This window comes from Pseudomonas sp. NPDC077451, assembly GCF_044543345.1.
Taxonomy (GTDB): domain Bacteria; phylum Pseudomonadota; class Gammaproteobacteria; order Pseudomonadales; family Pseudomonadaceae; genus Stutzerimonas.
Map to the genome: position 1 here is coordinate 54,688 of NZ_JBITVX010000012.1, position 14,112 is coordinate 68,799.

Genomic DNA, 14,112 nt, shown 5'->3' on the forward strand with positions numbered 1-14,112 from the left:
GGCCGTCAGGTCAGCCGGGTTAGCGACGAAAGCAGGCACGCCAGTCCCAGACTGCTGAATCCAAAGCCATAGAAAAACCGGTCAAGACGCCGGCTAGCTGCCAAGCCACCCTGCTCAGCAGCAGAGAGACGAGCACCTGCAAGGGAGGTCTCGGCCCTCGACAGCTGCCGACGCCAGCGCGTCGCCAGTAGCAGCCAGGCACCGCAGAGCGCGATCAGCAAGGCCAGTAAGTTGACCAGAGGCGCGACCCTCGCCAGCGCCGAATAAGCAAAATCAAGCAACAACCGCATTCTCCGTTGGGCCGAGAATATACAGGCCTGGGCGGCCGAACTGAGGGCAGCGGAGTCTACCGAAACGACATTGCCGGCTCAGCCAATTTCCGACAGAACGGAACACAACTAAGCGATGGCAATTTGCCGGGTATTTGCGCCATTTATGCAGATAGGTCCCGTCTCGATTGTTGACTTATAGTCCCTTCCAGCTTCACCCTCATCTCGCCTCGAACAACCGAAATAGAGCGTGCGCCTGGCTTGAGCAACCAGACGGGACTGCCGCGGAGTCGGGCAAACGGCAACTTGTGATCACTGCGTCTCTGACGTGATGTACCGGGCCTTCGGCCCGCCACCTCCTTTGTGGAAGTCGCCACCTGCAAGCGCCGCGCTTACGGCTTCGCTTGCAGTGAATCAGTTACCGAGAATCAACAGGACCAAACAATGAATAAGAACAGGTTTAAGACGGGGGCCCTCACACTCTCTTTGCTGGCAAGCGCTGTGCTGGCAAGCGGAGCCATGGCTGCGGTATCCGAATCCGAAGCGGCCAAGCTGGGTAGCAGCCTGACGCCGATGGGTGCCGAGAAAGCCGGCAACGCGGCCGGCACCATTCCTGCCTGGACCGGCGGTTTGGCAGCCGATGCAGCGGCAGTCGGAGAGGATGGCTTCGTCAGCGATCCCTACCCGAACGACAAGCCGAAGTTCACCATCACCGCGCAGAACTTCGAGCAGTACAAGGACAACCTGAGCCCTGGCCAGATCGCCATGCTCAAGCGCTACCCCGACACCTATCGCCTGCCGGTCTTCGAAACCCACCGCAGCGCTGCCGTACCTCAGCGAATCTATGACGCTGCCCAGAAGAACGCGACCCAGACCAAGCTGGTCCGAGGCGGCAACGGGCTGGAAAACTTCGATACCGCTGTCGCCTTTCCGATTCCTCAAGACGGCCTTGAAGTGATCTGGAACCACATCACTCGCTACCGCGGCGGCTCTGCCCGCCGCACCGTGGCGCAGGCCACACCGCAAGTGAATGGTAGCTACAGCCTGGTCAAGTTCGTCGACGAAGTCGTCTACACCGACACCCTGACCGACTACAACGCCGAGAAACATGGCAACGTGCTGTTCTACTTCAAGCAACAGGTGACCGAGCCTTCACGCCTGGCCGGCAACGTGCTGCTGGTGCACGAAACCCTTGACCAGGTTAAAGAGCCGCGCATGGCGTGGATCTACAACGCCGGTCAGCGCCGCGTACGCCGCGCCCCACAGGTGGCTTACGACGGCCCGGGCACCGCCTCCGACGGGCTGCGCACCTCCGATAACCTGGATATGTTCAACGGCGCACCGGACCGCTATGACTGGAAGCTGGTGGGCAAGAAGGAAATGTACATCCCCTACAACGCCTACCGTCTGGACTCACCGCAGCTCAAGTACGACGACATCATCAAGGCCGGTCACATCAATCAGGACCTGACCCGCTATGAGCTACACCGTGTGTGGGAAGTCGAGGCGACGCTGAAGCCCGGCGAGCGTCACATCTATGCCAAGCGTACCTTCTTCATCGACGAGGACACCTGGCAGGCCGCAGTGATCGACCACTACGACGGCCGCGATACGCTTTGGCGCGTTGCCGAGGCGCATGCTGAATACATCTACAACGACCAGGTCCCGTTGTACGCCATGGAGACGCTGTATGACCTGGTCTCCGGTCGCTACCTGGTGATGGGCATGAAGAACGAGGAAAAGAACCCCTACGTATACAACTACAAGGCCAACTCCAACCAGTACACCCCGGCCGCGCTGCGTAACTCCGGCGTACGCTAAGCCACACCGCTGAGACAAACGCCCCCACAAGTTCGGGGCGTTTTTTTTTCAGCCTTCGACAGGCGCGCAGTCGCTCGGATTGGTTTACATGAGGCGATGCTCGCGACTACTCAGGCAGCTGCACGCGTCGGGCACCTCGCTGGGTGTCGCTCCCCGCTCGGTTTACTGCGTGTGTGGCCAACAAGCATAAAGCGCACCGCTCTCCGGCAGAGCGTCAGCGAAACAAAAACCCCGCCAAAGGGCGGGGTTCTATTCTGTCGCAAATGACCGTCTGGGCTAGTTGCGGCTCACTGCGCCAGCACCTGACCAATATTCTGGTCGCGGAAGGTGCGGGTCAGCGCATCGCTCAACACCTCGGTTACCAGCTTGGTGTTGGTCTGCTCATTCGGTGCCATACCGAAGCGCTGGTTCAAAGAAGCACCGTAGCGGCCGGTATAGCGGCGACCGCCGTTCTGCACCTCGACGCGGAAGGTCGCACCAATGGTAGCCTCGGTAACGTACAGGCCTTCCTTCGGCGATTGGTACTTCAGTTCAGCTAGGGTCAGGGTCAGTTGCGGCGCGTTGTAGGCGTTGGCCGACGGAGTGAACCCCAGCAACCGGACCGCCGCTTCGGCCTGGGCCTGCAGCTTGGGAATGACTTTTTCTTTCGGCACGATCACCGCACTGGTCTCCGGATACAGGCCGCCACGGGTACCCAAGGTTGCAGAGGGGCGACCGTCAACCACACGCACAGCTACCGGTTGACCTTGGCCGACGGGATTGATGGTATCGGTGAGTTTCGGATTGGGGTCGAGCTGTTGAGGACTGTGGGCACAACCGGCGAGCACCAGTGCTGACGCGGCGGCGAGGCTGAACAACAGGCGTTTCAGCATACTGCTTACTCCAGGTTAGGGATGGATGGCGCGCAGTATAACCAGCACCGCAACCGCCTGACAGTGATGCCCTAAAGACCGCCTGCAGGCCGGCCACGTTCCATTCATGCAACCGTAACCTCAGGGTGCGATAACGGCGAGCAGCCCTACGAGCGCCTGGTCATGTCTTTATTCAAAACCCTGTTCCGACAACGCCCACCGCGTCACTACGCCCTGCTGGACGACCAGGATCGCTGCCGCATGCTGCTGACGGCCAATGAGCGCCCTCAGGGTGAACGCTGGGTCGAGATAGCGGAAATTCGTCTCGGCTGGATCGGCAAGCCATTGCCTCAAGCAGGTCTACAGCAGCGTTCCGGCCCCATCCCGCACGCATAAAAAAGCCGCGCAGCCCTTAACGGCAGCGCGGCTTGCTTACAGCGTGTCTTGTTAGCTAGTCGGCCAGCCCCAGATGCTTGTCGACTCTGGAAACGACCTCGCGATAGACCGCTGCATCGGCTTCGAGAACCTTCTCCCGCGCCGGGAATATTTCGGCGAGCTTACCGATCCAGGCTTCGCTCCTCGCCTGCTCGGGGAAGCAACGCTCGATCAGGTCAAGCATGATCGAAACGGTAACCGAGGCACCCGGAGACGCGCCTAGCAGTGCGGCGATCGAACCATCCTTGGCCGACACCAACTCGGTGCCGAACTGCAGGATGCCACCCTTCTTCGGGTCCTTCTTGATGATCTGTACCCGCTGCCCAGCCACTTCCAGGCGCCAGTCTTCTGCCTTGGCTTCAGGGTAGAAGCCGCGCAGGGTTTCAAGACGGTCGCCCATCGACTGCCGAACTTCCTTGATCAGGTAGCGCGTCAGGTCCATGTTGTCCCGCGCCACGGCCAGCATCGGCTTGAGGTTGGCCGGACGGATCGACATCGGCAGATCAAGCGGCGAGCCGTGTTTGAGGAACTTGGTAGTGAAGCCGGCGTACGGCCCGAACAGCAGAGACTTCTTGCCATCCACGACACGGGTATCCAGATGCGGAACCGACATGGGCGGTGCGCCTACTGCGGCCAGGCTATAGACCTTGGCCTGATGCTGCTTGACGATCTCCGGATTGTCGCACCGCAGCCACTGGCCACTGACCGGGAAGCCGCCGTAACCCTTACCTTCTTCGATATCGGACATCTGCAGCAGCGGCAGCGCTGCGCCGCCGGCACCGAGGAAGACGAAGCCGGCTTTGATCTCACGACCGCCACCGTCACGGGTGTTCTTGACCTCAACGCGCCAGCCCTTGCCGTCGCGAGCCAGGCCGGTGACTTTTTGGAAGTAGGACATTTTTACGCCGGGCTTGGCGGCCAGGTACTGCAGCATCTGCCGGGTCAGCTCGCCGAAGTTGACGTCCGTGCCGTTCATCGCGCGGGTCGCGGCGATCGGCTCGTCCAGCGGACGGCCCGGCATCATCAGTGGCATCCACTCTTCCATGGTCGCGCGATCTTCGCTGTAGACCATGTCTTCGAAGGCGTGATGGGTTTTCAGCGCATTGAAGCGGCGCTTGAGGTAGTCGATGTTCTTGGTGCCCCGCACGAAGCTCAGATGCGGCACCGCATTGAGGAAGTCGCGCGGGCTACCGAAGCCTTCACGGCCCGTTAGGTAGGCCCAGAACTGCTTCGACACTTCGAATTGGGTATTGATGGTGACGGCTTTCTTGATGTCGATCGAGCCGTCTTTGCTGTCCGGCGTGTAGTTCAACTCACAGAGACCGGCGTGGCCGGTGCCGGCGTTGTTCCAGGGATTCGAACTTTCGACGGCCCCGGATTCCTGCAGTTCGACAATCTCCAGCCTGATGTTGGGATCGAGTTCCTTGAGCAGTACTGCCAGAGTCGCACTCATGATGCCGGCTCCCACCAGCACCAAATCCACGGCTTCGCTATCGTGTTGCGTCATTAACGCGTTCTCCAGAATCACAGCATTAAACTGTCACGACCGCAGTACGCGATCGTGTAGAACCACCAGCCTGGCGGCTAGAAACGGAGGAGGTTTCTATACCGCTGCTCGGGCTTGTGCCCGAAGGCAGGAGAACTCGAAAGCCCCTACCCGCTGTCGGGAGAGCGGCTTTTGGCCTCCTCCCTCTCGCGCGTCTGCTTCCCGGAGCGGGGCGACAAGCCTGGGCTCTACGGGACGCGTGCAGCGAGAAAATCTATTGCGGCTGCCAATTGCTCAGCCAGGTCATGCTTGAAGCTCGACGGTTACAGACGAGCTCAGCCGCGCGCGGCCTCGATCAGCTCGATATAGGGCTCGGCCTGACGCTGATCCGCGATCAACGCTACGAAGTCCTGCCCCTTGGCATCCTTCGCATTCAGGTCATACCCGGCTTGGACAAAGAATCCGAGAAAACGCTCGAAATCATCGACCCGCAAACCGCGATATGCCTTGATCAGCTTGTGCAACGAAGGCGGCGTGTCGTCAGCCGGTTCCGGCTCGAGAAACAATTTGATCGACTCGTCGCTGACTTCCTCGCCGATCACCTTCTTCTTGTCTTTACGCATGGTTTCTCCGGTTCGACGGGGCCTTTCGGGGGCGGCAGTTTACTCTGCACGACCGGTGCACTCAACGCGCCAAAGGCCGATAAGACAAAGGTCGTACACGAAAATCTTCGATTTAACCGCGATGTTGCGTTCTTGCAGGCCCGGCGGTATAGCCAGTGCTTATACTGGCGCTTTGCGCACATGGAGTGTCTGGAATGAAGCTTCCGCCGTTGTTCGCTGCCTGGCGTCAAACCCTGCGTTCCGGCTACGGAGTGCCGGCACTGCGCGGCGACATCACGGCCGGCTTGACGGTGGGCATTATCGCCATCCCCTTGGCCATGGCGTTGGCGATAGCGGTAGGTGTTGCGCCGCAGCACGGTCTGTATACGGTGCTGGTTGCTGCACCCTTGATCGCCTTGACCGGAGGCTCGCGGTTCAACGTGTCCGGTCCTACCGCAGCCTTCGTCGTCATCCTCCTGCCGATTACCCAGCAATTCGGCCTCGGCGGGTTGCTGCTCTGCACCATGCTCGCCGGGTTGATCCTGATCGCGCTCGGGCTGTTGCGTGCCGGTAGGTTGATCGCCTTTGTGCCCTACCCCGTCACGCTTGGTTTCACTGCAGGCATCGGCATCGTCATCGCGACCCTCCAGCTCAAGGACATATTCGGGCTGACGTTGACCGAGCAGCCGCAGCATTATGCGGAACAGCTCAGCTTGCTGGTGCGCGCCCTGCCCAGCGCGCAGTTGGGTGACGCACTTGTTGGCCTGCTGTGCCTGGGCGTCTTGATCGTCTGGCCGCGGCTGGTGCCCAAAGTGCCAGGCCATCTGGTTGCCCTCGTCATTGGTGCACTCGTCGCAATGGCGCTGGAATCGGCCGGCCTTACCGTCGCCACGCTTGGTGAGCGCTTCAGCTATGTAGTCGGGGATGTGGTGCATCCCGGCATTCCACCATTCCTCCCGGATTTCGCCTGGCCATGGCTGTTGCCCGGCCCTGACGGTCAACCGCTGGTGCTGAGCTTCGAGCTGTTTCACCAACTGTTGGCGCCGGCGTTCGCCATTGCCATGCTCGGCGCCATCGAATCCCTGCTCTGTGCGGTGGTCGCCGATGGCATGGCCGGCGGCAACCACGACCCGAACGCCGAGCTGCTGGGTCAAGGCATCGGCAACCTGGTCGCCCCGCTGTTCGGCGGCATCACGGCGACCGCCGCCATTGCGCGTACCGCCACCAACGTACGCGCCGGCGCGTTCTCACCACTGGCGGCGATCATTCACGCAGGTGTGGTGCTGGTGGCGATCCTCTGGCTGGCACCGCTGTTCAGCTATCTGCCGATGGCCGCCCTGGCGGCGCTGCTGCTAATGGTGGCCTGGAACATGAGCGAAGCGCCGCATGTCTTCAAGACACTGCGAATAGCACCACGCAGCGATGTGTTGGTACTACTGACCTGCCTGAGCCTGACCGTCCTGTTCGACATGGTGCTGGCGGTGGGCGTGGGGCTATTGCTCGCGGCAGGGCTGTTCATCAAACGCATGAGCGAGCTGACCGACACCACCCGCCTGAATCTTGGGCAAAACCCCGTCCTCCGAGACCTGCCCGAACACGTCGCTGCCTATGCGATTCGTGGCCCGCTGTTCTTCGGCGCCGCCGAAAAGGCATTGAGCGTGCTGCGGCGATTCAATCCAGACGTGAAAATCGTCATCGTCGACATCAGCGGCGTGCCGATGATGGACATGACCGCCCTGGCAGCGCTGGAAAACGTTCTACTGGACTACCGCAAGCAAGGCATCGCGTTGATTCTGTCCGGCAGCAATGTCCGGTTACGGCTCAAGCTGCGCCGCGCCGGCATTCACCCGCTTGAAGGGCAGCTGTACTACGTGCGCAATCTGATCCAGGCTCGGGCAAAAGCCTTGCGCCTGTTACCGGCGCCGGCAGCAACCGGACCAGCCGCCTGATACGAGAAAAGCTTATTGAGCTGCAGAAGCGTGCCACGCGTTTCTGCAGCTCAAGCGACCGCAGCGGCCAGCAGCTTAACCGGCGTACTTCTGCAGGTTCGCCATCATTTCCTTCAACGCTTCCATGTTGTCGGCCGGATGCGCCGCGTTGTCGAAATTGCAGATCTGCTGCCAATGAGCGGCAACGTCCTCGGCATCAAAGCCGGCCTTCGGATCGAAACCGGCACCCAGGCTCCGCTCCCAGCGCACCTTGCCCATCCAGCCACCGCCGACCTCGAACAGGCCGGAGGTTTCCTGGCATTGCTCGCTGGCGAGAAAGACCACCAGCGGGCTGACCAGCTCGGGCTTGAGCTGCTCGAAAACCTGCGGCGGGATCAGCCCCTCGGTCATGCGCGTGCCGCCGGTCGGCGCGATGGCGTTGACCAGAATATTGTTCTTGCGCCCTTCCAGGGCCAGTGTGCGCGTCAGCCCGTACAAACCCAGCTTGGCCATGCCGTAGTTGGACTGACCGAAGTTGCCGTAGATACCGGAGGTCGAGGCGGTGAAGATCACTCGGCCGTAACCTTGCTCTCGCATGTGTGGCCAGGCGGCGCGGGTCACCTTGTAGGCGCCCTCGACGTGCACCCGATAGACCAGATCCCAGTCGGCGTCTTCCATCTTGTGAAAGGTTTTGTCGCGCAGGATGCCGGCATTGTTCACCACCACATCGATTCGGCCGAAGCTGTCCAGCGCGTGCTGGACGATTTTGTCGCCGTCGGTCACCGAGTCATGATTGGCCACCGCAGTGCCGCCGGCCTGGCGGATTTCCTCGACGACGCGATCGGCTGCCGAGGCGTTGGCGCCCTCGCCTTGGGCACTGCCGCCGAGGTCGTTGACCACCACCTTGGCGCCGTGGCGGGCGAACAGCAGCGCATGTGCGCGGCCGAGTCCACCACCGGCACCGGTCACGATGACCACCTTGTCTTCGAAGCGAATGGCTTCACTCATGGAAATTCCTCCAGCGGATTATTGTTGGATGCGTTGCAAAGTCTCTGACGAGTGTCGGCGAGGCCACTGCTGTCCACAATCAAACGACCGCGAATGAATGCCCGAACATAAGGCTGCGGGATGATGTGGCAGCATCAGGGCTGCGGCAGGAACGCCCGGATGGCCGCGGCGACTCGCGACGGGGCCTCCTCCTGCGGCACATGTCCGAGGTCCTCGAACATGACCAACTCGCTGCCAGCGATGTCGTCCTTGAAGCGGCGCGCATTGAGCGGCGGAATCAACCCGTCGCGCCCGCCCCAGATGATCAGCGTCGGCGTCTGGATCGATGCGATCCGCTTGGAATTGTCGACTGCCGGCACCTGCTTGAACCGTTCGCGCAGCGCCTCACGATTGCCTTCACGCAGGGTCAGCTCGTAGTAGCGATCAACCAGCTCCGGCGTCACTTTGCCTGGATCGCCATAGACGCTGCGCGTGCTCGACTCGACCAACCGCCGCGGGAGGATGTTGGCCATCAGCGGCGCCAAACCCGGAATGCTGGCAAGCTTGAAACCGATCGGTACTGAGGTCGATTGGCGCGGGTAACCTGCCGCATCGATCAGTACCAGTCGCTCTACACGCCCGGGCTGGTCCAGCGCCATTTCCCAGGCGAGCTGGCCACCAAAGCTGTTGCCGATGAGCACTGCTCGCTCCACGTTCAGCCTGTCCAGGAATGTCGAGAGGAAGTCGACGTAATGGCGCATGCGGTAGTCGCCGTCGGGAAAGGGGCCGGTCAAACCGAACCCCGGCAGGTCGAGGCTGATCACCCGCCGCTGCTGCTTCAGTTCGTCGACCACCGCTTCCCAGGTATGCAGGCTCGCCGAGGTGCCGTGCAGCAGCACCATCGGAACGGGATCCTCACGTCGCCCCTCGTCACGAACATGCACCTGCATGCCGGACACCTCGACGAATCCGGACGGCTCCGGCGCCCAGCGTTCGGTCAGGCTTTCGACCGGTCGTGGCGGCGCCCAGCTGAGCGCCACCAGCACCGCAATGATCAGGAAGAGCAGTACGACTAGAGCAGTCACCAGTTGCAGAACGATCTTCACCTTGTTGTCCTTGTGTGCAGAAGCGTCCGTGATCTTAGGCGGAGTCCCGTCACGCAGCAAAGCGAGCCTCTAATTCACACAGCGGCGTACCCGCCAAGCGCAACCGCCGTCATGCAAGCGGTGCGCGTGCATATTCGGTGATCAGGCGAGGCAAGTTTTCCAGCGACTCGGTGCACTGCGCCGCACCCAGCTGCAAGGCCTCCTTGGGCATTCCGAAAACGACGCAGCTGGCTTCGTCCTGGGCCACTGTGCGGGCGCCGGCTTCGCGCATGGCCAGCAGTCCACGGGCGCCGTCGTCGCCCATGCCGGTCATGATCACACCCAGCGCGTTATGCCCGGCATGTCGGGCGACAGAGCGAAACAGCACGTCCACTGACGGCTTGTGCCGGTTGACCGGAGGCCCGTCGAGCACCTCGACGAAATACTGCGCGCCGCTGCGTTTCAGTTGCATGTGCTTGCCGCCGGGTGCCACCAGCGCCAGCCCAGAGCGCACGCGATCCAGATGGCGGGCCTCGCGCACTTCAATCTGGCAGAGGCTGTCGAGACGCTGAGCAAAGGCGGCGGTGAATTTTTCCGGCATGTGCTGGACGATCACGATGCCAGGCGAGTCGACACGCAGCTGTTTGAGCACCAGTTCCAGCGCCTGGGTGCCGCCAGTGGACGTACCCAGAGCAACGACCCTGTCGGTGGTGGTCAGGGCGCTCCTGGTCGGCTCCGCCGGGCGCGCCGGTGCCGCTACCGTCGCGGTGCGTGCAGCCACAGCCCGTGGACGGGTCGCGGCGGCCTGCTGGATCTGTTTAATCAGATCGCTGGAGAGCTGCAGCAGACTGTCTTTGAGTCCGAGTCGCGCCTTGGTGAAAACGCCAACGGCGCCCGCTGCAAACGCTTCGAGCGTGATGGCCGCGCCCGCCTCGGTCAGGGTCGAACAGATGATGGTCGGTGTCGGCCGCTCGGCCATCAGCTTGCGCAGAAAGGTGATGCCGTCCATGCGCGGCATTTCGACGTCGAGCACCAGCACATCGGGCCAGTTGCGCTGCATCTTCTCCAGCGCGAACAGTGGATCGGCCGCCTGCCCAATCACCTCGATATTCGGATGGCTTTCCAGACAGGCCGACAAGACCTGCCGCACCAGTGCTGAGTCATCGACGATAAACACCTTGATCATGCGGTGCCCTCCAGCAGGTTGGCCGTGGTGAACGACTGACAGCTCAGGCGTCCGTCTCGGCCATCGACCGTCAATCGTCGATAACCCAAGCCACCGAGCTGCTCATCGTCGACGCGCCAACCGAGCAAGGCGAACTGCTCACGGGCGAACGCGATATTCATCAGCCCGATCTGCAGGCTGTTGCGCCGGCCTGGCTGCAAGCAGGTGCCGCCGCCATAGAGCCCTTTGCGGTATTCCTCCGGCGCGGTGCAGTGGCGAACCATGTCGCGCTGCAGCCGCGCGAACACCGCTTCGCCGGTGCGCGTGTCATCTTGGTCGGAGGCGCTGCGGGGCACGACGAAATGGCTTACGGCAAGCAGGCGACACCGCGGATGCCACAGGGTAACGGCGACACACGAGCCAAGCAGCGTGGCCACCGGCTCCTGAAGCGGACCGAACAGGTACTCACCAGGCATGAGAAAACGAGGCGCGGTCATAGGCGCTCGAATACCGAAGAAGCGACGCTGCGCAGCGGCAGTCCGAAGCCATGCAGGCTTTCCGCATGGCCGATGAACAGCAAACCGCCGACGCGCAGGCGTTCGATCAGGCGGGCAACGATGGCTCGCTTGTCCTCGGCGCTGAAATAAATGAGCACGTTGCGCAGGAAGATCACATCGAAGCGGCCGATGTCTTCAGGCAACGGCCGCATCAGGTTCAGTTCGCGAAAGCGCACCCGCTCCCGCAAGTCCTGACCGAGGCGAAAGGCGCCCTCGTGCTCACCGATACCGCGCAGGCAGTGGCGCTTGAGCCAGCCAGGCGGAAAGTTGCTCGACTCGTCCAGCGGATAGATCGCAGCCTCGGCCTTTTCCAGCACCGTGCGGCTGAGGTCGCTGCCAAGGATCGACCACTCGGCCGGCCCATGCTCGGCCAGCACCATGCCCAGGGTGTAGGGTTCTTCACCAGACGAACAGGCGGCGCTCCAGATGCGCAACGGTCCGCGCCGGCCGTCCAGCCAGCGGGCCAGGAACTGGAAATGCTGCGGCTCACGAAAGAAGTAGGTTTCATTGGTGGTCAGCAGGTCGATCACCAGGCGTTGCTCGGCCTGCTTCGTCGGATCCTTGAGCAGCAACAGGTAGTCGCGGTAGCTGCTCAGGTTCAGGGCCCGCAACCTGCGCATCAGGCGGCCGGCCACCAACGGCCGCTTGCTGTCGCTCAGATGAATACCCGACGCCTCGGCCATCAGCTGCTGCAGGAACCGGAACTCCTGCTCGCCCAGCACCGGCAGGCTCGACGTCGGCATGCTCAGCTCGCCTGCGCCATCGCCTGGCTGATCTGCAGGATGTCGTCCAGCGACAACACCTTGCGCACGTCCAGAATGATGGTGAAGCCCCGCTCGTCGCGCGCCATGCCAGCAATGAACTCCGTGCGAATCCCAGCGCCGAACCCTGGCGCGGGCTCGACATCGGCAGCCTGGATATCCAGCACGGCGTCGACCGCATCGACCACCAGGCCGATGCGCTGCAGCACGTCGTTCAGGTCCAGCTCGATGATCACAATGCAGGTCCGCTTGCTCGGCACCGTGCGCTCCATACCGAAGCGTGCGGCCAGGTCCAGCACCGGCACCACATTGCCGCGCAGGTTGATCACGCCGTGGATGCACGCCGGCATCATCGGCACGCCGGTGATCTGCCCGTACTCGATGATTTCGCGTACCAGCTCGATCGGCAACGCGTAGCGTGCCTGGCGCACCCGGAACGACAGGTGCTGAATGTCAGCCGTCGCGGTGCTGGCGGCACCGCTTACCTGTGGAAAATTCATCTGCGCCCCCTTATGTGAAGCTGACGAACTGACTGTCATCAGCCATGGCGGTCGGCTTGCGGATGCTGCGCACCGAGCGGTTGCCGCTGGGCTTGACGCTGGATGCCTGTGGCTGACGACCGAGCCCCTGAGCGACCCCATCGCGCGCATCGAGACGGAAGAAGCCGATCAGCTCCAGCAGTTGCGAGGCCTGGGCGTTCATCTCCTCGGAGGTGGCAGCGAGCTCTTCGGACGCCGAGGCGTTTTGCTGGGTGATCTGGTTCATCTGCCCCATGGCGATATTGATCTGGCCCGCGCCGGTGCTCTGCTCCTGGGATGCCGCAGTGATTTCCTGCACCAGGTCCGAAGTCCGCTGGATGTTCGGCACGATATCGTCGAGCAGGCGACCGGCCTGCTCGGCCAGTTGCACGCTGCTGCCGGCCACGCCGCCGATTTCCTGGGCCGCCACCTGGCTGCGCTCGGCCAGCTTGCGAACTTCAGCCGCCACCACAGCGAACCCCTTGCCATGATCGCCCGCTCGCGCCGCCTCGATGGCCGCGTTGAGCGCCAGCAGGTTCGTCTGGTAAGCGATGTCATCGATGATGCCGATCTTGTCCGCGATCTGCTTCATCGCAACGACCATATCGCGCACTGCCCGGCCACCGGCTACGGCGTCATTGGCGGCCTTGCCGGCAATGCTGTCGGTGATCTTGGCGCTTTCGGTGTTCTGCGCGATGGATGCAGACATCTGCTCCACCGACGCGGTGGTCTGCTCGACACCCGCCGCCTGCTCGCTAGCCGCCTGACTGAGCGATTGCGAGGTGGCACTGACTTCCTCCGAAGCCGAGGACAGGGAATCGGCAGCGCTGCGCACATCGCCCATCACGCTACGCAGCCGCTCGGCCATGTTCTTCATGGCGTTGAGCAACTGGCCCGTCTCGTCCTTGCTGTTCACCTCCACCTGCACACTGAGGTCGCCAGCCGCGAGCGCATCGGCAACCGACACGGCGCGGTTGAGCGGCCGGGTAATGCTGCGTGTGACCAGAATGCCGATGCCGAAGCCCAGCACGGCCGCGATGATCACCAAGCCAATCATCTGGGTCCGCGAGCTAAGATAGATGCTCGTGATATCTTCATTGGCTTGCTTGGCATTGGCGACTTTGCGCTCAACCAGGGCGGTCAGCAGATCGTCGGCCTTGTTTCCGGTCTCACGCAGTTGCGGCAGCATGACGGTCAGCTCGTCGGCCGGGCGCACCTCGCTGGAGGCTTCGCGCAGCTTTAGGGCCTGCTCGACGGTCTGCACGTAGGCGGCAATCGGCTCGCTGAGCGACTCGAACTGGGCGAGGCCTTCGGGCGTCACGAAGCTGGTGCGGGTGAGCTCGATGTACTCATACATCTTGCTGATCGCCTCGCGGGTCCGTTTGATGGAAGAGTCACGCTCCTCCAGGCTGGTGGCCAGCAGGCTCGAACGCAGACTACGTCCCACATAGATCAGCTGCACATTGGCCGACTGGATATTGTTCAACGCGATCATCTCGCGCTCATACATCTGGTCCGACAGCTCGTTGACGTGCTCGAGGTTACGTATACCCAGCATGCCAACGGTAATGGTCAGTGCCACCACTATCAGGAAACCCGCAATCAAGCGCGTCCCTATCTTGAAGTTACCGAATACGTTCATGGTTG

The 14,112-nt window shown here is 62.2% G+C and carries 14 protein-coding genes; 3 read left to right on the forward strand and 11 right to left on the reverse strand.

Features of this window, described 5'->3' with window-relative positions:
- Positions 1-5 precede the first annotated feature (5 nt).
- Positions 6-284, reverse strand: coding sequence for a hypothetical protein (locus tag ACIGHL_RS17600; RefSeq protein WP_446697706.1), 279 nt, complete (start codon positions 282-284; stop codon positions 6-8).
- 429 nt (positions 285-713) lie between these two features.
- Between ACIGHL_RS17600 and ACIGHL_RS17605 the strand changes: the two genes are divergently transcribed.
- Complete coding sequence (locus ACIGHL_RS17605; RefSeq protein WP_128121020.1) at positions 714-2,090, forward strand: DUF1329 domain-containing protein; 1,377 nt, start codon at positions 714-716, stop codon at positions 2,088-2,090.
- Between the two features lie 287 nt (positions 2,091-2,377).
- Here ACIGHL_RS17605 and ACIGHL_RS17610 read toward each other — a convergent pair whose 3' ends face one another.
- Entirely contained in the window at positions 2,378-2,962 is a 585-nt protein-coding gene (locus ACIGHL_RS17610; RefSeq protein WP_045429625.1) for a YajG family lipoprotein, read from the reverse strand.
- Between the two features lie 162 nt (positions 2,963-3,124).
- Between ACIGHL_RS17610 and ACIGHL_RS17615 the strand changes: the two genes are divergently transcribed.
- On the forward strand, positions 3,125-3,337 hold the full coding sequence (locus tag ACIGHL_RS17615; RefSeq protein WP_128121019.1) for a hypothetical protein: 213 nt from the start codon (positions 3,125-3,127) through the stop codon (positions 3,335-3,337).
- Between the two features lie 55 nt (positions 3,338-3,392).
- Here the strand turns inward: ACIGHL_RS17615 and mqo are convergent, their stop codons facing one another.
- Positions 3,393-4,898 carry a malate dehydrogenase (quinone) gene (gene mqo, locus ACIGHL_RS17620; RefSeq protein ID WP_499176421.1) on the reverse strand — a complete coding sequence of 502 codons (1,506 nt, stop codon included), beginning with the start codon at positions 4,896-4,898 and terminating at the stop codon, positions 3,393-3,395.
- A gap of 299 nt (positions 4,899-5,197) precedes the next feature.
- Entirely contained in the window at positions 5,198-5,485 is a 288-nt protein-coding gene (locus ACIGHL_RS17625; protein WP_128121017.1) for a PA4642 family protein, read from the reverse strand.
- Between the two features lie 194 nt (positions 5,486-5,679).
- Between ACIGHL_RS17625 and dauA the strand changes: the two genes are divergently transcribed.
- Positions 5,680-7,413 carry a C4-dicarboxylic acid transporter DauA gene (gene dauA / locus ACIGHL_RS17630; protein ID WP_128121016.1) on the forward strand — a complete coding sequence of 578 codons (1,734 nt, stop codon included), beginning with the start codon at positions 5,680-5,682 and terminating at the stop codon, positions 7,411-7,413.
- Between the two features lie 75 nt (positions 7,414-7,488).
- Here dauA and ACIGHL_RS17635 read toward each other — a convergent pair whose 3' ends face one another.
- From ACIGHL_RS17635 to ACIGHL_RS17665, 7 genes are all read right to left on the reverse strand, one after another.
- On the reverse strand, positions 7,489-8,400 hold the full coding sequence (locus ACIGHL_RS17635; protein WP_128121015.1) for an SDR family oxidoreductase: 912 nt from the start codon (positions 8,398-8,400) through the stop codon (positions 7,489-7,491).
- Positions 8,401-8,534: 134 nt separating this feature from the next.
- Positions 8,535-9,485 carry an alpha/beta fold hydrolase gene (locus ACIGHL_RS17640; RefSeq protein ID WP_128121014.1) on the reverse strand — a complete coding sequence of 317 codons (951 nt, stop codon included), beginning with the start codon at positions 9,483-9,485 and terminating at the stop codon, positions 8,535-8,537.
- Positions 9,486-9,594: 109 nt separating this feature from the next.
- Positions 9,595-10,650 carry a protein-glutamate methylesterase/protein-glutamine glutaminase gene (locus ACIGHL_RS17645; protein ID WP_128121013.1) on the reverse strand — a complete coding sequence of 352 codons (1,056 nt, stop codon included), beginning with the start codon at positions 10,648-10,650 and terminating at the stop codon, positions 9,595-9,597.
- Entirely contained in the window at positions 10,647-11,126 is a 480-nt protein-coding gene (locus ACIGHL_RS17650) for a chemotaxis protein CheD (RefSeq protein ID WP_128121012.1), read from the reverse strand. Before ACIGHL_RS17650 ends, ACIGHL_RS17645 begins: the two co-directional genes overlap by 4 nt.
- The gene (locus tag ACIGHL_RS17655) at positions 11,123-11,929 is read right to left on the reverse strand and encodes a CheR family methyltransferase (protein WP_128121011.1); all 807 of its coding nucleotides are present in this window, start codon (positions 11,927-11,929) and stop codon (positions 11,123-11,125) included. Before ACIGHL_RS17655 ends, ACIGHL_RS17650 begins: the two co-directional genes overlap by 4 nt.
- A gap of 2 nt (positions 11,930-11,931) precedes the next feature.
- Positions 11,932-12,447 (reverse strand): chemotaxis protein CheW, encoded by a 516-nt coding sequence (locus tag ACIGHL_RS17660; protein ID WP_128121010.1) that lies wholly within the window; start codon positions 12,445-12,447, stop codon positions 11,932-11,934.
- A 10-nt stretch (positions 12,448-12,457) separates the two neighbouring features.
- Positions 12,458-14,107, reverse strand: coding sequence for a methyl-accepting chemotaxis protein (locus ACIGHL_RS17665; RefSeq protein WP_128121009.1), 1,650 nt, complete (start codon positions 14,105-14,107; stop codon positions 12,458-12,460).
- Between the last annotated feature and the right edge of the window lie 5 nt (positions 14,108-14,112).